We start from the raw sequence: 19,013 nt of genomic DNA, 5'->3' as shown, positions 1-19,013 counted from the left end.
ACTGACGAGGGCATGGAAAAGTCCTGACAAAGGAGATATGCACCATGTCCAAGCGAGGCAACAAACGGCGCGCCCGTAAGAAGAAGAGGCCCAACCACGGCAAGCGCCCCAACGCCTGAGCCGCAGCTTTCACCGAGCGCCCCGTCCCACGTCCGGGACGGGGTGCTTCCGGTGGGCCGTACTCTTACCGCTGAGTACGACCCGCGGTGTGCGTGTGGCGTGTGGGAGGGGTGCCGGGGATGGGCGCAGCGAGTGCCGGTAGGAGCAAGCGGATGCCGCGGGCCGTGCGCGAGCAGCAGATGATGGACGCTGCCGTACGGACGTTCGGGCAGCGCGGCTACCGGGCGGCCTCGATGGACGAGATCGCCGAACTGGCGGGCGTCTCGAAACCGTTGGTCTACCTCTATCTGAACTCCAAGGAAGACCTCTTCACCGCCTGCATCCGGCGGGAGGCCGCCGCGCTGATCGCGGCCGTGCAGGGCGCCGTGCGGCCCGGGCTGCCGGCCGACCGGCAGCTGTGGGCCGGTCTGACCGCGTTCTTCACGCACACCGCCGAGAACCCCGACGGCTGGGCGGTGCTGCACCGTCAGGCGCGTACGCACGGGGAGCCGTTCGCGGCGGAGGTCGCGGCGATGCGGGACGAGATAGCCGCGTTCGTGACGGAGCTGATCGGGGAGGCGGCGCGCGAGGTGCACCGGGCGCCGGCTTTCGGCGACCGGGACGCGGCGGCTCTCGCGCAGGCGCTGGTGGGGGCGGCGGAGTCGCTCGCGGGCTGGGCGAACGAGACGTCCGGGGTGTCCGCGAAGGAGGCGGCCGGAACCCTGATGAACTTCGCCTGGACCGGACTGGGGAACCTCATGGACGGGCAGCGCTGGTCACCGTCCCGGTGAGGTGGACGCGCTCGCCCGCGCGCAGCGAGAACGCCCCACCCTCGGCGGCGTGGGTGACGGTGCCGGGGAGCGGCACGGGCGCGCGGAAGTCGGCGCGCACGTGGACCGCGGCCTGCGGTTCCCGCTCCGCCAGACACCGTGCGAAGGTCCACATGCCGTGCGCGACGGTGCCGGGAAAGCCGAACAGCCGCGCGGTGAGCGGGTGCAGGTGGATCGGATTGCGGTCGCCGGAGACGGCGCCGTACCGGCGGCCGAGGCCGGCGGGCAGTCGCCATTCGGCCCGGGCCGGCAGCGGGGCCGGGCGGTCGGCCGAGGTGCCGGCCCCCGGGGTCCGCACACCCGGGCGTAGGCGGCGAGCCGCCCCGGATCGACGGGCACGTCCGGCACGGCCACCCGACGCGAGGGCGCGGTGGCGGCGCCGGTCCGGGGCCGCTTGAAGGGGGAGGCGAGAGCCCCGAACGCAAGGGTGAGCGCGGTGTTCACGGTGCGACTCCTCCAGCCGCAGGGTACTTACGCGGGAGTAAGGTTACTGGAAAGTCAGGACTCGGTGGAGGGCTTCCGGTGCGCCCGACGAGTTCCGCCGCGCCCTCCGGTCCACCCTGGAGCGACCGACGCGGATCCCGATGATCAGGAGCGGCACCATGACCAAGGTGTACACCGGAGCCAGCATGTCCCTCGACGGCTACATCTCCGGACCGGGCGAAACCGGCTTCGACCAGCTGTTCAGGTGGTACGAGAACGGCGATGTGACGGTGGAGACCACGCACCCCGAGCTGACGTTCCGGCTCACCGACGTCAGCGCCACGCACTGGCGGCGCCAGGTGGAGGAGACCGGCGCCCTCGTCGTGGGGCGGAAGCTCTTCGACTTGACGGACGGGTGGGGCGGCAACCACCCCATGGGGGTGCCGGTCGTGGTCGTCACGCACTCCGTGCCCGGCGGATGGCCGCGGGAGGGGGCGCCCTTCCACTTCGTCACCGACGGCATCGAGCACGCCGTCGAGCTGGCCAGGGAACTGGCGGCCGGGAAGAACGTCGGGGTCAACGGCGGGACCATCGCCGAACAGTGCCTGGCCGCCGGGCTCCTGGACGAGGTGGGGGTCGACCTCGTCCCCGTGCTGCTCGGCGGCGGGACACCGTTCTTCGGGAATCTGAAGGACGCCCCGGTCGTGCTGGAGGGCCCGCTCTCGGTCGCCGAGGGCAAGGAGGTCACGCACCTGCGCTACCGGGTGCGGTACGCGTGACGGCCCCCGTTCAGGAGGCCCGGCCCGATCGCCACTCGGCCAGCAGCTCCTCCACGTCGAACGGGGTGAGGTGGAGCGGAGGACCCGGCGGCGGACGGCGGACCGCCGCGGAGATCTTCTCGTTGATCTCCGCGACGATCCGGCGCACCTGCGCCTCGGTGGCCGCCCGGGCCACCGCCTCCCGCGCGTCCTCGGCCTCCTTGCGCAGGGCGAGGGCGGGCGGCAGGACGGAGACGCCCTCGCGGTGCAACTTGCCCTTGACCCACCACAGTTCGTCGTAGGGGGCGGTGTCGTCGGGCAGGGGTTTCCCGAAGCCGGCGAGGTCCCGGAACTCACCGCGTTCCGTCGCCTCGCGGATCTGCTTGTCGACCCATGACTCGAAGCTGACGCCGGGCGGTTTGCGTTCGGTCATGCTTCCGATCGTACGTTCAGCAGTTCCCGGACGCCGGCTCCCCGGCGAAGCGGTCCGCCAGCCAGTCCGCCGCCCTCGGCGACTCCGTGACCACGCCCGAGCCGTGCTCGCCGATCAGGATCGTGCGCCACTGCACGGTGCCGCCCCCGGCGCACCAGTCCCGGCGCAGCCCCGAGCCCTGTGCGTACGGGATCAGTTCGTCGGCGAGCGCGTGGTACAGGTACACCGGGTGGCCGGGCGCCTTGGTGCCGAGGTCGGACTCGTGCAGGCGGCGCTGCCACTCCGGCGTCTCCAGCGGGTTGCGCACCGTCATGTCGGAGATCTTCTTGAACGCCCCGACCGTCGTGGCCGCCGCCACGCAGTTCTGCCGCAGGAAGCCGATCAGGGACCTGCCGTCGGCGTTGAGGTACGAGTCGAGCCGCAGCTCCGGGTACGCGGCGTCCTGCCCGGCCGCCGCCATGAACAGCAGGCCGGACGCGAACGAACCGTCGTGCACGGGGACGAGGCCGGTCAGCTCGGCGGGGACGCCGCCGGTCGCCGTCCCCCTCACCTTCAGCTCGGGGGCGTAGGAGGAGTGCAGTTCGGCCGCCCAGCCGGCGGCCTGGCCACCCTGCGAGTAGCCCATGATGCCGATCGGACTGGAGGCGGAGAGGCCGGCGGCGGCGGCCCCGGGGTGCCGGAGCGCCGCGCGTGCGGCGTCGAGCATGGCGTGGCCGGCCGAGCGTCCGGCGGTGTACGTGTGCTCGCCGGGTGTGCCGAGGCCCTCGTAGTCGGTGACGACGACCGCCCAGCCGCGCCGGACGAGCTGCTGGATCAGGTTGGCCTCCGCCGTGGTGCCCTTCGGGAAACCGGCGCTGGGCGCACAGGAGTCGCCCAGCCCGACCGTGCCGACGGCGTACGTGATCAGCGGGCGCGGCCCGGTGCGGCCGTCGTCGGGGACGATGACCGTGCCGGAGACGACGTTCGGCGTGCCGGTCGCCGATGTCGAGCGGTAGTGGATCTTCCAGGCGTCGGTGTCGGTCGGCTGCCCGGGCAGGGCATGGAAGGCGGAGTCCTCGGAGCCGACGATGTCGCCGGGGGACCCCGTCCCGGCCGAGGCGTTCGCCGTCGGCAGGGCGGAGGACAGGGCGAGCGCGGCCAGACAGGCCAGCACCCGGTTCCGTACACGCATTTGCGGCTCTCCCATACGTCCAGTGGGGGTGGGGAAGGTAGGGAGACCGTAATGACTCGGGAGTAAGTACCGGGCTGACCGGGAAGCTCAGGTTGACTGACCCCGGTACGCACCCGGTGTCGTCCCCGTCCACCGCCGGAACGCCCGGTGGAACGAGGTGTCCTCGGAGAAGCCGAGCCGTGCCGCCAGTTCGGCGATCGGCTCGCGCCCCTCGGCGAGCCCCGCGATCGCCGCGTCCCTCCGCACGGTGTCCTTCAGTCGCTGGTAGGAGGTCCCTTCCCGCTGGAGACGGCGGCGCAGCGTCGCCGGGCTGACCGCGAGGCGGGCGGCGACCTCGCCGAGGGACGGCAGGCGCGGGGACGACCGCAGGTCACGGGCCAGGGTGCGGTGCACCTGCTCCGCGACGGTCGTGCCGTACGCATGCCGGCTCAACAGTTCGAAGGGTGAATGTCGCAGCATGTGGCCCAGCTCGTCCTCGTCGCGCACGAGGGGGGCGGCGAGCCAGTGGGCGCCGAACAGGGCCTCGGTGGCGGGCGCCCCGAAGCGGACGGGACAGCCGAAGAGTCCCGCGTACTCGTCCTCGTGCGGCGGTGGGGGATGGCGGAACGAGGCCCGGGTCAGTGTGATCCGGCGGCCGACGAGCCAGCTGCTCAGCCGGTGCCAGATGATCATCACGCACTCGCTGAGGAACCGGTCGTCGTCGCCGAGGCGTCCGCGCACCGAGAACGCCGCGTCGTCGCCCTCGCGGTGCACGCCGAGGTCGGGGCCGCCGGGGAAGAGCCGGTAGAAGGTGATGCCCCGCAGCATGGCGTCGCCGAGGTTCCGGCAGCCCAGCGACGCCTGGCACATCATCGCGAACGTCCCCGGGCGGCTGGGCGACGTACCGAGCCCCAGGAACTCGTCGCCCGTCGCCCGGTACAGGGCCCGGAACAACAGCGCGAACCGGTCCGCGGTGACCCGTGCCCGGTCGTCCCCGAGCAACAGGGGCGGGATGCCGGCGGTCTGCAGGAGCGGCACCGTGTCCAGGTGCCGGCGCTCCGCGCCGCGCAGCAGGGCCCGCACGTGATGCACGCTGATGGTCCGCTCGGCCATGGTCGTCGACGGTAGCGGGGTTGAGCGCCCGGGTCAGTGCCGGTGACGTTTTCCGTCATGCCGCCCGGCCCGCACCCGAACCTACCGTCGGGTCATGACACGACGTCCGGAAACTCTCGCGGTGTTCACCGAATGGGCGGCCGAGCGGCACGGGGAGCGGCCCGCGCTGCGGTTCAAGCGGGACGGGGCCTGGACCTCGATCACGTACACCCGGCTCCGCGACACGGTACGGGGGGCGGGACAGGCACTGATCGCGCTGGGTGTCGCGCCGGGCGACCGGGTCGCGATCCTCTCGGAGACCCGGGTGGAGTGGACGTACGCGCACTTCGCCGTCCTCGCCGCGGGCGCGGTCGTCGTACCGGTCTATCCGACGGCCGGCGAGGAGGAGCTGACCTGGGTCCTGAGCGACTCACGCGCCTCCGTCGTGATCGTCGAGGACGCGGCCGGGGCGGCCCGGGTGGCGGCCGTCCGGGCCGAGCTCCCCGCGCTGCGGCACGTCGTCGAACCGGCGGCCCTGACGAGCGGCGACCGGGTCGCGGTCCCGGCGGGCGGCGCCCGTGCTCCCTCCGCGTTGCCCGCCCGCGCGGCCGCCGTGACGCCCGGCGACGGCGCCGCGCTCGTCTACACCTCGGGCACGACCGGCCCGCCCAAGGGCGTCCTCCTCACCCACGGCAACATCGGCGCGGTCCAGGACGCGACGCTGCCGCTCGTCGAGGGCGGCCCGGGCGACCGCACCTACCTCTACCTGCCGCTCGCGCATCTGCTCGCCCAGCTGATCCAGTTCACCACCCTGCTGCGGGGGAGCGAACTCTGCTATTTCGGCGGCCGGATCGAGGACGTCGTGAGCGAGCTTGCGGAGACGCGGCCGACCCATCTGCCCTCGGTGCCGCGTCTCTTCGAGAAGATCCACGGCATGGCGCGGGCGTACGGCGCCACGCCGGAACAGGTACGGCAGGCCCTCGGCGGCCGGCTGGGCTGGGCGATGACCGGCGCCGCGCCGATCGCCCCCGAGACGCTGCGGTTCCTGCTGGACTGCGGCATCCGGGTCTTCGAGGGGTACGGGATGACCGAGTCGGCCGGGGTGATCTCGCTGAACCACCCCGGCGCGATGCGGTACGGCACGGTGGGCCGGCCCGTGGCGGGGTGCGAGGTGCGGATCGCCGAGGACGGGGAGATCCGGGTGCGCGGGCCGATGGTGGCGGCCGGGGAGACCGACGCCGACGGCTGGCTGCACACCGGCGACCTCGGAGCCCTGGACGAGGACGGCTATCTGACGATCACGGGCCGGAAGAAGGACATCGTGATCACTTCGTCCGGGAAGAACCTGAGCCCCGCGCAGGTGGAGCTCGCCGTCGAGCGGGACCCGGTGGTGTCGCACGCGGTGATGGCCGGGGACCGCCGCCCCTACCCCGTCGCACTGATCACCGTGGACGCGGACGCCGCGCGGGGCCTGTCCGCCGACGCGGTGCGGGCGCGGGTGCGGGCGGCGGTGGACGCGGCGAACGCCCGGGTCTCCCGCCCGGCCCGGATCAGGGCCTTCACGGTGCTGGACGAGGACCTCTCGGTGGCGGCCGGCACACTCACACCCACGCTGAAGGTGCGCCGCCGGGCGGTGCTGGAGCGGTACGCCGCCGAGATCGACAAGCTCTACGGCAGCCCCCCGGCACCGGGCGGCCCTCCCGAGCCGCAAGCCGCGGGGGGCTGAGCGGGGAAGGGCGGATGAGCCCGGAACCGGCCGGCTCAAAGGCAGGAGCCCCGCCCCGTGCGCAAAACACGGAGCAGGGCTCCTTGGGTACTGCTAAGTCGTGCGCGATCGCCGACCCGGGCAACTTAGGCCGGGGTGACGTTCTCCGCCTGCGGGCCCTTCGGACCCTGGGTGACGTCGAAGTTCACGACCTGGTTCTCCTCGAGGGAGCGGAAGCCGGTCGCGTTGATCGCGGAGTAGTGGACGAAGACATCCGGGCCGCCGCCGTCCTGGGCGATGAAGCCGAAGCCCTTTTCAGCGTTGAACCACTTGACGGTTCCGGTAGCCATAAGCCCTCCTTGGGCCAAAGGGTTGCCCTGCTCCAGAACCTGCAAACAAGTCTGAAAACTACAAAAGCCTGCGGGTCACATGCTCCGCAGGCTCTGTACTGCAAGGGAAACCAAACTGCAACTTGCGTTGAGCCTAGCACGCAGCGTGTGTGCATGGGTAGAGGGAAAGATCACTTCACCCGGATGTTTGATGCAGCTCAGACGCGCTGACGGCGGACCCGCCCACGCGGCCGGGCCGGGACGGGTCTAGCCTCACGATGTGGACAATTCAACGGAGCAGCTGCGGAGCCGGCCGCGTGTCGGGCACATCCAGTTCCTGAACTGCCTGCCGCTCTACTGGGGCCTGGCGCGCACCGGGACGCTGCTCGATCTGGAGCTCACGAAGGACACCCCGGAGAAGCTCAGCGAGCAGCTGGTCCGCGGCGACCTCGACATCGCGCCGATCACCCTCGTGGAGTACCTCCGCCACGCCGACCGGCTCGTCGCCTTCCCCGACCTCGCCGTCGGCTGCGACGGCCCGGTCATGTCGTGCGTGATCGTCTCGCAGCGGCCCCTGGAGCGGCTCGACGGGGCGCGGGTCGCGCTGGGCTCCACCTCCCGCACCTCGGTGCGGCTGGCGCAGTTGTTGCTCGCCGAGCGGTACGGCGTGACGCCCGACTACTACACGTGTCCGCCCGACCTCGCCGCGATGATGCAGGAGGCGGACGCGGCCGTACTGATCGGCGACGCCGCGCTGCGGGCCTCCCTGCACGACGCGCCGAGGCTGGGCCTGCAGGTCCATGACCTGGGCCTGATGTGGAAGGAGTGGACCGGCCTGCCGTTCGTCTTCGCCGTCTGGGCGGTCCGCAAGGACTACCTGGCGCGTGAACCGCGGACGGTGCGCCAGGTGCACGAGGCGTTCCTGGCCTCGCGCGACCTGTCCCTGGAGGAGGTCACGAAGGTGGCCGAGCAGGCCGCGCGCTGGGAGTCCTTCGACGCGGCGCTGCTGGAGAAGTACTTCACCACCCTCGACTTCCGCTTCGCGGCGGAGCAGCTCGCCGGTGTACGGGAGTTCGCCCGCCGCACCGGACCGACCACCGGTTTCCCGGCGGACGTGCGGGTCGAGCTGCTCGCCCCCGCGGAGTAGTCAGGACGACGGGACGGGCGCCTGCATGTGCTCGCTGATCCACTGGATCGAGCCGTCCCCCATGCCCTTCACATAGGTCTTGGCGTTGTGCTCGCCGTCCGGGATGACCTGCAGCCGGGTCTTCACCGGGCCCTTGGTGTACTTCCCGATGAACGACTTGACGTTGCGCAGGCCGGACTCCTTGGACCCGACCTGGAAGGCGAGGTACACATCGTCGTCCTTCGTGCTCGGCTTCGCCCCGAGGGCGCGGGCGAGCCGCTCCGGGTCGTTCGCCCGCTTCTCCGCCTCATGACCCGCCCACAGCGGTGAGTCCGGCACGGTGTCCGGTCCGGAGGCGATGACGGCCTTGAACTTGTCGGGGTGCTTCAGCACCGACTTCAGACCGACGAAACCACCGGACGACGAACCCATGAACGCCCAGCCGTCCCGGGACTTGAACGTACGGAAATTCGCGCGAACGAAATCGGGAACGTCTTCCGTCATCCAGGTGCCCATTTTGGGCTGCCCCGGGATATCGCTGCCGTCGTAGTAGTACTTCTTGTCGGGGTTGAGGACCGGCATCACGACGATGAAGGGCAGGCTCTTGCCTTCCTTCGACCACTCGCTGATGCTGCTCTGCAGCTTGAGGTCCGTGCCCATCCAGTAATTGTTCGGATAGCCGTTGCCGCCGGGCAGCGCGATCAGCACCGGGAAGCCGCTGTTCGCGTACTTGGGATCGAAATACTGCTGCGGCGCCCAGACCCAGACCTTCCCCGTGAACCCCGACTTCTTGCCCTCCAGGGTCGTCACGCCGATCTTGGTGCCGTCGGCGATGGTGTTCTGGGTGGTGAACTCGGCCTTCGGGCCGGTCGGCATCAGTGTCTTGGCCGCCGCCTCGGCCGCCTTGCCGCCACCCCGGCCTCCCTTGCCCGGCACCGGAGCGGACGCGCTGGGCCCGTCGAAGGAAACGGGTTCGCCCTCGTCGGAGCAGCCGGTGACCAGGGCGAGCGAGCCGAGAGTGACGGCGGCTGTCAGCGCCTTGGGCAGACGTTTCATGGGAGCACTCCGGGTCTTTCGGGGCAATTACGGCCTGCTAGATGACGGAACGCGCCGACCGGTTGCTTCCCGCCCCTCTACGCTGCTGTGCGCGACGACGTCGAAGCACGACGGCGTACCTGATCGGGGGAAGGCACATGCAGCCGCTGGAAGCGGGTGAACCGCGCGTCATCGGCCCGTACCGGCTCCTCGGCAGGCTCGGTGCCGGGGGCATGGGCCGTGTGTACCTGGCCCGCAGCGAGGGCGGACGCACCGTGGCCGTCAAGGTCGTGCACCCGCACTTCGCGCTCGACGAGGAGTTCCGGGCCCGGTTCCGGCGCGAGGTGGAGTCGGCGCGGCGCGTCGGCGGCCAGTGGACGGCGCCCGTGCTGGACGCCGACCCCGAGGCCCCCGTGCCGTGGGTGGCCACCGGCTACGTGACCGGTCCGCCGCTCTCCCAGGCCGTCGCCGAGTACGGGCCGCTCCCGGAGCACGCGGTGCGTGCCCTGGGCGCCGGGCTGGCCGAGGCCCTGGTAGCGGTCCACGGCCTCGGGCTCGTGCACCGCGACGTCAAGCCGTCGAACGTGCTGCTCGCCCTCGACGGGCCCCGGCTGATCGACTTCGGCATCGCCCGGGCCACCGAGGGCACCGCCTCGCTCACCTCGACCGGAGTCTCGGTCGGCTCGCCCGGCTACATGGCGCCCGAGCAGATCCTCGGCAAGGGTGTGACCGGCGCGGCCGACGTCTTCTCGCTCGGCGCCGTCCTCGCGTACGCCGCGACCGGCACCGCCCCCTTCCCCGGCGACTCCTCGGCCGCCCTGCTCTACAAGGTCGTCCACGAGGAGCCCGAGCTGGACGGCGCCCTCACCGGGGAGCTGCGCGAGCTGATCACCGCCTGTCTGGCCAAGAACCCGGCCTCCCGACCCGACCCCGGTGAGGTCGCGCGGAGGCTGGCCCCGGGTGGGGCCGGGGCGCTCGTGGCCGGCGGCTGGCTGCCGTCCGCCCTGGTCGAGCAGGTCAGCCGGGCGGCGGTACGCCTCCTGGACCTGGAGCCCGCGGCCGCCGACCCGGCCGGCTCCGGGCCGGTGCCCTTCAGCAGCCCGGCCGTCGGGGTCTTCGGCCCGCCCGTCGACCCGGTGCCGGCGGCGGGCGCGACCCCGGTGGCGGACGCGGTGCCGGGGCAGGGGCCCGGACCGGTGCCCGGTCCGTTCGCGGACGCGGTGCCCGGACCGCGGGGGCCGCTCTCGCTGTCGGTCAGTACGACGTCGGAGTCCGCCCCCGGCCGGGGGCGCAGGCTCAGCTGCACGGTCGCCCTCGCAGTCGCGGGAGCCCTGGCCGTGGTCACCGTCGGCGGCGCGATGCTCATGGACCTGCTGCCCGGCGGGACCGACGCGCGCAAGGACGGTGGCGTGGCGGCGAGTCCGCCCGCGTCGGACGCGGCCGCGGAGCCCACCGGTTCCGTTCCGAAGGCGTTCATCGGCACCTGGAAGGGGCCGTTCCAGGTGGAGGTCCTCGGGACCGAGGTTTCCGGCGGCAACTTCACCGTGGTCGTCAAGGGCGGCGGCACCGGTGAGCGGATCGGCACCGTCAGCCAGTTCGACGCCCTCGGGAACTTCACCTGCGAGGACAGCCTGGTGCTCCGCAGCGTCACCAAGGACGTCCTCGTCGCCCAGGGGTCGGCGAGCGACCGGCCCGGCAACAACTGCACCGGCGACAGCCACACCGTGAAGCTCACCCTCAAGGGCGCACAGCTCGTGTACAGCTCGGACGAGGCGAGGGCCGGCAACCCGCGCGCGACCCTGGAGCGGACCGGCTGACGCGCCGACCGAGGGGCCCGGAATCCGGCGGGAGGCCCTGGCGTAGGCTGGTTCGGTCCGCGCAGAAGCCCTGCAAACCGCCGAAAGGTGACACCCGGTGACCGAGAAGGCCGACCTTCAGTCCGTCCTCGACCGTGCCGCGGAGGGCGGGCGGATCACCCCGGAGGAGGCGCTCGACCTCTACCGGTCGGCCCCGCTCCACGCGCTCGGCGCCGCGGCGGACGCCGTACGCCGGCGCCGGTACGCGGGCACGGAGCACATCGCGACGTACATCATCGAGCGCAACATCAACTACACGAACGTGTGCGTCACCGCGTGCAAGTTCTGTGCGTTCTACGCTCCGCCGAAGGACACCGCCAAGGGCTGGACCCGCGATCTCGACGACATCCTGCGCCGCTGCGCGGAGACCGTCGAACTCGGCGGCACCCAGATCATGTTCCAGGGCGGGCACCACCCCGACTACGGCGTGGAGTACTACGAGACGCACTTCGCCGCCATCAAGAAGGCCTTTCCTCAGCTGGTCATCCACTCCCTCGGCGCGTCCGAGGTCGAGCACATGGCCCGGATCTCCGGTGTCTCCGTCGAGGAGGCCATCACCCGCATCCACGCCGCCGGCCTCGACTCCTTCGCGGGCGCCGGCGCCGAGCTGCTGCCCGAGCGGCCGCGCAAGGCCATCGCGCCGCTCAAGGAGTCCGGCGAGCGCTGGCTGGAGATCATGGAGATCGCTCACGGCCTGGGCGTCGAGTCCACCTCCACGATGCTCATGGGCACCGGCGAGACGAACGCCGAGCGCATCGAGCACCTGCGCATGATCCGCGACGTGCAGGACCGCACCGGCGGCTTCCGGGCCTTCATCCCGTACACGTACCAGCCGGAGAACAACCACCTGAAGGGCCGCACGCAGGCGACCATCTTCGAGTACCTGCGCATGATCGCGATCGCCCGGCTCTTCATGGACAACATCGCCCACATCCAGGGCTCCTGGCTCACCACGGGCAAGGAGATCGGGCAGCTGACGCTGCACTACGGCGCGGACGACCTCGGGTCGATCATGCTGGAGGAGAACGTCGTCTCGTCGGCCGGCGCGAAGCACCGCTCCAACCTGCGCGAGATGATCGACATGATCCGCACCGCCGACCGTGTCCCGGCCCAGCGCACCACCACGTACGAGCACATCGTCGTCCACGACGACCCGGCGAACGACCCGGTCGACGACCGCGTCGCGTCCCACATCTCGTCCACGGCGATCGAGGGCGGCACGGCGCACCCGGAGCTGAAGCTGCTCCCGGCGAACTGAGCGGCTGCCGTGCGCACGATCCACGTCGCCGAGGCCTCACCGGAGAGCGCGGTCCTGGTCGACGGCGCGCACGTCGCCGCCGTCGGCCACTACGAGGAACTGGCCGCCGCGCACCCCACGGCGCGGGTGCGGCGGTGGCCCGGCATCCTCACCCCCGGGCTGCTCAACCCGTACGGGCCCGAGCTGCTCGAAGCCACCTACCACCCGGACCCGCGCGAGGCCGCCGAGTTCGGAACCGAACCGATCACCGGCGAGCGCGCCCGGGAGATCTTCCGCGCCGACCCGGCACGGCGGGGCGCCAGCGCGCGCCGCGGAGTGCAGCGGATGCTGGCGCACGGGACCGTCGCCGTCGCGGGTGAACTCCACGCCCGGCCGGCCCTGGACGCGGTGCGCCGGGCCGGACTCGCCGTCGGCCGGCGCCCCGACGTCCTGCCGGGACCCCCTTCCTTCTCCCCGGTGCCGCTGGTGCTGCTGCCGCGGCTGACGCCGGGCGGGCCCGCCCGGTTCGCCGTCTTCGACGTACCGGACCGGGCCGCGCTCGTCCGGCGAGGAGCCTCCACCTGCGTGGCGACCGTCGTGGACGGACGCCTGGTCCATCGCCGCCGATGACCGGGGCGGCTGAGACAATGGCGGGCGCAGCCCAGCGCACCGCCGACGGACAGACGAGACAAGCGAGGCAACGCCAGTGACCCGCGCCACCCTGGACAAGCAGCCGCACGAAGTCGCCTCGATGTTCGACGACGTCGCCGCGAACTACGACCTCACCAATGACGTGCTCTCCCTCTGGCAGGACCGCCGCTGGCGCAAGGAGGTCGCCAAGGCGGTCGACGCCGGGCCGGGCCGGAAGATCCTCGACCTGGCGGCCGGCACCGGCACGTCCTCGCTGCCGTTCGCACAGTCCGGCGCGTACGTCGTGCCGTGCGACTTCTCGCTCGGCATGCTCCGCGAGGGCAAGCGGCGGCACCCGTGGCTGCCGCTGACCGCCGGTGACGGGATGAAGCTGCCCTTCCGCGACGACGTCTTCGACGCCGTGACGATCTCCTTCGGCCTGCGCAACATCCAGGACACGGAGGCGGCGCTGCGTGAGCTGTACCGGGTCACCAAGCCGGGCGGCCGGGTCGTGATCTGCGAGTTCTCGCACCCCACCTGGGCGCCGTTCCGGACGGTCTACGAGGAGTACCTGATGCGGGCGCTGCCGCCGGTCGCGCGCGCCGTCTCCTCCAACCCCGACGCGTACGTCTACCTCGCCGAGTCCATCCAGAGCTGGCCCGAGCAGCCCGAGCTGGCGCGGCTGCTGCAGAAGGCCGGCTGGTCGAAGGTGGCGTGGCGGAACCTGACGGGCGGGGTCGTGGCGCTGCACCGGGGCACCAAGGCCCACTGAGCCGAACCGAGTTGACGGGGAACGGTCAACGGGCAAGATGTGACCGTCCCTCACTTCCCGTCACCCGGAGCACCCATGGCGTCGTACTGCCCGCACTGCGGAACCCCGTCACCCGACGAGGCGCGCTTCTGCATGAAATGCGGGCGGGAGCGGCTCGCGGCACCACCGCCCCCTGCCGCGCCACCCACCGCACCTGCCGGCGGCGCCGCCGACGAGCCGGCCACGACACCTCCCGCCACCGCTCCCGGCACGCCTCCGCCGCCCTCGGCGGCGCCGTCCGTCCCGGCCGCACCTGCGGCGCCGGTCGCGCCGCTCACGCCGCCGCCCCCGGTGTACGCACCCGGGCCCGCGCGGCCTTCCGCCGCGGGGGCGTTCCTCGGCCGGGCGTTCCGCGGTGACTGGGTGGCCGCCGCGAAGGCCGCCGCCTGGCCTCTCGCCCTGCTGCTCGCCCTGTCCGTCGCGCTGGCCGTCCCCTCCTACGGCCAGGGGGACGAGGTCGTCGTCCGCTGGGACGACCGGCTGCGGATCGCGCTGGCCCTGCTGCTCCAGGCGTTCGGCGGCGGCGTCCGGATCACGGCGTCGGCGGCCTCGCCCTTCGGCGGGGAGCACGGCTCGGACTACGGCGGCGGGTCCCGTTACGGCTCCGACTACGGATACGAGGGGGACTTCCACGCCGAGGCCGTCGCCCGGGGCGGCGCCGAACTCTCCCTCGTACCGCTGACGGTCACCCTCCTGTGGATCGGCGCCCTCTACCTGGGCGCCCGGATGCTGCGCGCCCGCGGCGCGGGTGTCGACGCGGCCGTGCGGATCTCCGTGCTCGTCACCGGGGGCGTCCTGGTCCTCGGCCTGTTCGCCCAGCCCGAGATCCTCGGCGTCGAGGTGTCCTCCTCCCCGCTGCTCGCCGCGCTCGGCGCCCTCCTGCTCTCCCTCACCGTCACGCTGGGCGTCCTCCAGCGCGACGACCTCGCGCAGTGGCTGGCGGCGCGGCCGGCCGCCCACGCCGCGGTGCGCGCCCTGGGTACGGCGGTCCGGGCACTGGGCGTGCTGGTCGCGGTGTGCGCGCTGGCCGGGTTCATCTGGTACGCCAACATCGACGAGGTGGACGGCACATCCCTGCTGATCGTCCTGCCGATCCTGCCGAACATCGGCCTCGCGGTGCTCGGCCTCGGCTGGGGCGTGCCCGTGGAGTACCAGGTCCAGGGGCGGCTCGGGTTCTTCGGCTCCGGCGCGGAGCAGGGCACCGTCGGTCTCCCGGAGATCGGCGACGAACTGGGCGGCGGCATCGTGACGGGGCTGGTCGCCCTGGGCGTGGCCGCCGCTCTCACGGCCGGCCTCTGGGCGGCCCGCCGCTCGCCCGACGGCCGCGGGCGGCTGCTGACGGCCGGCTTCTTCCTCGCCCTCTACCTGCTGCTGACCGGCACGGGCGGCGTCCAGGCCCGGGTCTCGGGCGAGTTCGACGACTTCGGCGGCAACGGCAACCTGGAGATCGCCCCCAGCGTCCCCGACGCGCTGCTCTTCGGGCTGCTGTGGACGGCGGCGGCGACCTTCGCCGCCCCCTACCTCCTCAGGGCCGTCGGCAAGGCGCCGACCCCGCCCGGCCCCCGCCCGCCCGCCGCGGACGCCACTTTCCCCGGCCCCTACCCGCCCGCGCCCCACGCCCCGGCGGCCCCCGCACCCGCGGTCCCGTCGGCCGCACCTCCGGCGGACGCGCCCCAGGCGCAGGCCCCCCAGGCGCCGACTCCCGGTGTACAGCCCACCGACCCGCTCACCACTCCCGCCGGCGCCGCCCACGCGGCCCCGACCGTGCAGACCGGCGCCGTCGTCCCGGAGAGCGGCGGCAAGCGCCGCACGCTCGTATGGGGCGCGGTTCTCCTCGGCGCCTTCGTCGTCGGGGGCGGTGCCACCGCCGGCCTGCTGCTCCTCCAGGAGGACAGGGCATCCTCGCGGCAGCAGGACGACAAACCCTCCGTCGTGGCCTCCGCGACCCCGGCGGGGGAACCGTCCGGGGAGAGCGGGCCGAGCACGGACCCGGCGCCCACGGGGAGCGCCGATCCCACCGGGAGCGCCGATCCCACCGGGAGCTCCGAGCCAGCGCCGCCCACCGTGCCGGCCGGGTACCGGATGGTCGCCGACACCGCCGGTTTCGCCTTCGCCGTCCCCGAGGTGTGGGACCGCGTCAAGGAGGAGCCCAAGGGGCAGATCACCTATGCCGGGTCCACCGGCATGGCCCACTTCCTCGTCGGGGTCGTTCCCGACGCCCCCTACACCTCGCTGCAGAACCTGACCGCGCTGGAGAGCAACTCCAAGAAGAAGAACGACGGTTACCGGCGCATCCGGCTGGAGAGCAACACCTTCCAGGGCCGCCCCGGCGCCATCTGGGAGTACACCTACGAGGACGAGGGCGGCCGCACCATCCACGCCGTCGACCAGTCCTACATCGCGGAGGACGGCACCGAGTACGCCATCTACTTCACCTCGCAGGAGGACGCCTGGGACACCGGGCGGAAGATGTTCGACACGGCCCTGGCGACCTGGATGCTCAACGACGTGGACTGAGACCGTGGATCAGGGGGTGGCGGGGTCCCGGGTGAGGTCGAGGCGGAAGCAGTGCGCCTCGGCGGTCCTGCCGGGGACGGTGTAGGTCTCCGCGCGTTCCATTCCCAGCCGCCGCGCCACCGCCGTCGACCGCTCGTTGCCCTCGCTCACGATGGCCACCACCCGCTCGACGCCCGCCGCCCGCAGCCGCTCCACAGTGACGCGGGCGGCGGCCGTCGCGTACCCCTTGCCCCACGCCGTGCGGGCCAGCCGCCAGCCGATCTCGATCTCCCCCGTCGGCCCCCACTCGCGCGGCCACGGCTGTGCACCGGTGAAGCCGACCACCCGGCCGTCCTCGTCCAGCAGTGTCCACAGGCAGAAGCCGTACTCGGCGTCGTGACGCCGCTGCCGGGCGGTGATCTCCTCGTACGCCGAGAGCTCGGCCGACCGGCCCCCCAGGAACTCCATGACCTCGGGGTCGTCGAAGATCTGGTGCCAGGCGTAGGCGTCCTCGTCCGTCGGGACACGCAGCTGGACAACGGGCTGGACGGCGGGGAGCAGCTCTGTCATCGGGGGTGGCCCTTCGGGTCGGTGATCGGTGCGCACCCATAGACTGCACATGTCCTGTGCCGCCCGGTACGCAATTTCGAGTCTTCGGGAGATCCCGCCGTGACCGAGACCCTCTCCGAACACACCGCGGATGTGATCGTCGTCGGGGCAGGCCCGGCCGGTTCCACCACGGCGTACTACCTCGCCAAGGCGGGGCTCGACGTACTGCTCCTGGAGAAGACGGCGTTCCCGCGCGAGAAGGTCTGCGGCGACGGTCTCACCCCGCGCGCCACCAAGCAGCTCGTCGCGATGGGCATCGACATCTCCGAAGAGGCGGGCTGGCTGCGCAACAAGGGCCTGCGGATCATCGGCGGCGGCGTCCGCCTCCAGCTCGACTGGCCCGACCTGGCGAGTTACCCGGACTACGGACTGGTCCGCAAGCGCGACGACTTCGACGAGCAGCTCGCCCGACAGGCCCAGAAGGCGGGCGCCCGGCTGTACGAGCGGTGCAACGTCGGCGCCCCGATCACCGACGACCGCACCGGCCGGATCACCGGTGTCCACGCCAAGCTCGGCGAGGAGAAGACGCCGGTCACCTTCCACGCCCCGCTCGTCGTCGCCGCCGACGGCAACTCCACGCGCCTGTCCCTCGCCATGGGCCTGCACCGGCGCGAGGACCGGCCGATGGGCGTGGCCGTCCGGACGTACTTCACCTCGCCCCGCCACGACGACGACTACCTGGAGTCGTGGCTGGAGCTGTGGGACCGCCGCGGACCCGGCGAGGACCGTCTCCTGCCCGGCTACGGCTGGATCTTCGGCATGGGCGACGGCACCTCCAACGTCGGTCTCGGTGTGCTCAACACCTCCGACTCCTTCAAGGAGCTGGACTGGCGCGAGGTCCTCAAGGCCTGGTGCGCGTCCATGCCGGAGGACTGGGGCTACACCCCGGAGAACATGACCGGTCCGATCCGCGGCGCCGCGCTCCCGATGGCCTTCAACCGCCAGCCGCACTACACCCGCGGCCTGCTGCTCGTCGGCGACGCGGGCGGCCTGGTCAACCCGTTCAACGGCGAGGGCATCGCGTACGCCATGGAGTCCGGCCAGATCGCCGCCGACGTCATCGTGCAGGCCCACGCCCGCGCCACGCCGGAACAGCGCGAGCGCGCGCTGCACGCCTACCCGAAGATCCTCAAGGACACCTACGGCGGGTACTACACGCTGGGCCGCGCCTTCGTGAAGCTGATCGGCAACCCGAAGGTCATGAAGATCGCGACCCAGCGCGGCCTGACCCACCCGCTGCTGATGAAGTTCACCCTGAAGATGCTCGCCAACCTCACCGACCCGACGGGCGGCGACGCGATGGACCGCATCATCAACGGGCTGTCGAAGGTGGCGCCGAAGGCGTGAACGCCCGCCGGTAGTCGGTCGGCGGGACGCCGACCGCACGGGCGAAGTGGTGGCGCAGGTTCGCCGCCGTGCCGAGCCCGCTGAGCGCGCCGATCCGCTCGACCGGCAGATCGGTGGACTCCAGCAGCGTCTGCGCACGGGCGATGCGCTGCTGGAGCAGCCACCGCAGCGGCGTGGTGCCGGTGGCCCGCTGGAGCCGCCGGTGGAAGGTGCGCGGGCTCATCCCGGCCCGGCGCGCCAGGTCCTCCACGGTCAGCGGCTCACTCAGGTGCTCGGAGGCCCACTGGAGGACGGGCGCGAGGCCGTCGTCGCCGGCCGGCGGGACCGGCGCCTCGATGAACTGGGCCTGGCCGCCCGCGCGGTGGGCCTGCACCACCAGCCGGCGGGCCAGCTGGCCCGCGACCGCGGCGCCGAGGTCGCGGCGGACCAGATGCAGGCACAGGTCGAGCGCGGCAGTGGCGCCGGCGCTGGTCAGCACGTTCCCCTCGTCGGTGTAGAGGACCGAGTCGTCGACGATCACCGCGGGGTGACGGGCGGCCAGTTGGGCCGTGTGCTGCCAGTGGGCGGTGGCGCGGCGGCCGTCGAGGAGCCCGGCCGCGGCGAGCGCGAAGGCGCCGGTGCACAGCGAGACCACTCGGGCGCCGGAGGCCGCGGCCTCCCGCAGGGCCTCGACGAGCTCGGCCGGGACGTCCGCGCCTTCCTCGACCACGGCGTCCGGAACGGACGGCACGACGACCGTGTCCGCGCCGGAAAGGCCCTCAAGCCCGTGCTCCGGGCGGAACGAGAAGAGCCCGGGCCCGTCCGGGGCTCCGGGAACCCCGCACAGCCGCAGCTCGTACCAGGGGTCCGCGAGATCGGGGTGCGGGATGCCGAACACCGCGCACGCGATGGAGAGTTCGTACATCTCCCACGGTGTGATCCCGGCCCGCCGGTCCGGGACCACGGCCACGGCCACCACTCCTGCGCTCATGGCGCCGACCCTACGGCAGGAATTTTGCGGAGGTGGTCAGTCCTGCCACTGTCGGCCGGTTTCCGGCGCTGCGAGGG

General features: G+C 72.5%; 18 protein-coding genes and 2 pseudogenes. 12 read left to right on the top strand and 8 right to left on the bottom strand.

Annotated features, from left to right (window positions below; genetic code table 11):
• Positions 1 to 44 precede the first annotated feature (44 nt).
• A complete protein-coding gene (locus ACY34K_RS04640) occupies positions 45 to 119 on the top strand; it encodes a 50S ribosomal protein bL37 (protein ID WP_462744027.1) in 75 nt (24 codons plus the stop codon).
• Between the two features lie 153 nt (positions 120 to 272).
• Entirely contained in the window at positions 273 to 890 is a 618-nt protein-coding gene (locus tag ACY34K_RS04635; RefSeq protein WP_462743928.1) for a TetR/AcrR family transcriptional regulator, read from the top strand.
• Here the strand turns inward: ACY34K_RS04635 and ACY34K_RS04630 are convergent.
• A pseudogene (locus ACY34K_RS04630) lies at positions 856 to 1,260 on the bottom strand (MaoC family dehydratase); the annotation flags it as partial. The gene ACY34K_RS04635 and the pseudogene ACY34K_RS04630 sit on opposite strands and share 35 nt — an antisense overlap.
• Before the next feature lie 271 nt (positions 1,261 to 1,531).
• Between ACY34K_RS04630 and ACY34K_RS04625 the strand changes: the two are divergent.
• Positions 1,532 to 2,131, top strand: a complete 600-nt coding sequence (locus ACY34K_RS04625) for a dihydrofolate reductase family protein (protein WP_462743926.1) — start codon at positions 1,532 to 1,534, stop codon at positions 2,129 to 2,131.
• A gap of 10 nt (positions 2,132 to 2,141) precedes the next feature.
• On the opposite strand, the gene ACY34K_RS04620 is transcribed toward ACY34K_RS04625, so the two are convergent.
• From ACY34K_RS04620 to ACY34K_RS04610, 3 genes are all read right to left on the bottom strand, one after another.
• On the bottom strand, positions 2,142 to 2,543 hold the full coding sequence (locus tag ACY34K_RS04620) for a DnaJ family domain-containing protein (RefSeq protein ID WP_462743924.1): 402 nt from the start codon (positions 2,541 to 2,543) through the stop codon (positions 2,142 to 2,144).
• Between the two features lie 16 nt (positions 2,544 to 2,559).
• A complete protein-coding gene (locus ACY34K_RS04615; protein ID WP_462743922.1) occupies positions 2,560 to 3,714 on the bottom strand; it encodes a lipase family protein in 1,155 nt (384 codons plus the stop codon).
• Between the two features lie 87 nt (positions 3,715 to 3,801).
• Entirely contained in the window at positions 3,802 to 4,806 is a 1,005-nt protein-coding gene (locus tag ACY34K_RS04610; RefSeq protein WP_462743920.1) for an AraC family transcriptional regulator, read from the bottom strand.
• A 94-nt stretch (positions 4,807 to 4,900) separates the two neighbouring features.
• On the opposite strand from ACY34K_RS04610, the gene ACY34K_RS04605 reads away from it, so the two are divergent.
• Entirely contained in the window at positions 4,901 to 6,511 is a 1,611-nt protein-coding gene (locus ACY34K_RS04605) for an AMP-dependent synthetase/ligase (protein WP_462743919.1), read from the top strand.
• 125 nt (positions 6,512 to 6,636) lie between these two features.
• Here ACY34K_RS04605 and ACY34K_RS04600 read toward each other — a convergent pair whose 3' ends face one another.
• Positions 6,637 to 6,840: a cold-shock protein gene (locus tag ACY34K_RS04600; RefSeq protein ID WP_017948713.1), complete on the bottom strand. Its 204-nt coding sequence runs from the start codon at positions 6,838 to 6,840 to the stop codon at positions 6,637 to 6,639.
• A 259-nt stretch (positions 6,841 to 7,099) separates the two neighbouring features.
• Here ACY34K_RS04600 and ACY34K_RS04595 point away from each other — a divergent pair, with 259 nt between their 5' ends.
• Positions 7,100 to 7,966: a menaquinone biosynthetic enzyme MqnA/MqnD family protein gene (locus tag ACY34K_RS04595; protein WP_462743917.1), complete on the top strand. Its 867-nt coding sequence runs from the start codon at positions 7,100 to 7,102 to the stop codon at positions 7,964 to 7,966.
• Here ACY34K_RS04595 and ACY34K_RS04590 read toward each other — a convergent pair whose 3' ends face one another.
• Positions 7,967 to 9,001 carry an alpha/beta hydrolase gene (locus ACY34K_RS04590; protein ID WP_462743915.1) on the bottom strand — a complete coding sequence of 345 codons (1,035 nt, stop codon included), beginning with the start codon at positions 8,999 to 9,001 and terminating at the stop codon, positions 7,967 to 7,969. It lies immediately after the preceding gene.
• A 137-nt stretch (positions 9,002 to 9,138) separates the two neighbouring features.
• On the opposite strand from ACY34K_RS04590, the gene ACY34K_RS04585 reads away from it, so the two are divergent.
• The 6 genes and pseudogenes from ACY34K_RS04585 (at position 9,139) to ACY34K_RS04560 (ending at position 16,031) form a co-directional block, all read left to right on the top strand.
• On the top strand, positions 9,139 to 10,797 hold the full coding sequence (locus tag ACY34K_RS04585) for a serine/threonine-protein kinase (RefSeq protein WP_462743913.1): 1,659 nt from the start codon (positions 9,139 to 9,141) through the stop codon (positions 10,795 to 10,797).
• 97 nt (positions 10,798 to 10,894) lie between these two features.
• The gene (mqnC, locus tag ACY34K_RS04580; RefSeq protein WP_462743911.1) at positions 10,895 to 12,094 is read left to right on the top strand and encodes a cyclic dehypoxanthinyl futalosine synthase; all 1,200 of its coding nucleotides are present in this window, start codon (positions 10,895 to 10,897) and stop codon (positions 12,092 to 12,094) included.
• Positions 12,095 to 12,103: 9 nt separating this feature from the next.
• Entirely contained in the window at positions 12,104 to 12,703 is a 600-nt protein-coding gene (locus ACY34K_RS04575; protein ID WP_462743909.1) for an imidazolonepropionase-like domain-containing protein, read from the top strand.
• 76 nt (positions 12,704 to 12,779) lie between these two features.
• Entirely contained in the window at positions 12,780 to 13,475 is a 696-nt protein-coding gene (locus tag ACY34K_RS04570) for a demethylmenaquinone methyltransferase (RefSeq protein WP_462743908.1), read from the top strand.
• 75 nt (positions 13,476 to 13,550) lie between these two features.
• Positions 13,551 to 13,595 (top strand): annotated as a pseudogene (locus ACY34K_RS04565) (hypothetical protein); the annotation flags it as partial.
• 282 nt (positions 13,596 to 13,877) lie between these two features.
• On the top strand, positions 13,878 to 16,031 hold the full coding sequence (locus ACY34K_RS04560; RefSeq protein WP_462744031.1) for a hypothetical protein: 2,154 nt from the start codon (positions 13,878 to 13,880) through the stop codon (positions 16,029 to 16,031).
• Positions 16,032 to 16,040: 9 nt separating this feature from the next.
• On the opposite strand, the gene ACY34K_RS04555 is transcribed toward ACY34K_RS04560, so the two are convergent.
• On the bottom strand, positions 16,041 to 16,580 hold the full coding sequence (locus tag ACY34K_RS04555) for a GNAT family N-acetyltransferase (protein ID WP_462743906.1): 540 nt from the start codon (positions 16,578 to 16,580) through the stop codon (positions 16,041 to 16,043).
• 99 nt (positions 16,581 to 16,679) lie between these two features.
• Here ACY34K_RS04555 and ACY34K_RS04550 point away from each other — a divergent pair, with 99 nt between their 5' ends.
• Positions 16,680 to 17,966: a geranylgeranyl reductase family protein gene (locus ACY34K_RS04550; RefSeq protein WP_462743904.1), complete on the top strand. Its 1,287-nt coding sequence runs from the start codon at positions 16,680 to 16,682 to the stop codon at positions 17,964 to 17,966.
• Here the strand turns inward: ACY34K_RS04550 and ACY34K_RS04545 are convergent.
• Positions 17,932 to 18,936: a helix-turn-helix domain-containing protein gene (locus tag ACY34K_RS04545; protein ID WP_462743902.1), complete on the bottom strand. Its 1,005-nt coding sequence runs from the start codon at positions 18,934 to 18,936 to the stop codon at positions 17,932 to 17,934. The two genes, ACY34K_RS04550 and ACY34K_RS04545, sit on opposite strands and share 35 nt — an antisense overlap.
• Positions 18,937 to 19,013 lie beyond the last annotated feature (77 nt).

The organism is Streptomyces sp. STAM6 (genome assembly GCF_054963715.1).
This window is presented reverse-complemented; position numbering and strand designations above follow the sequence as displayed.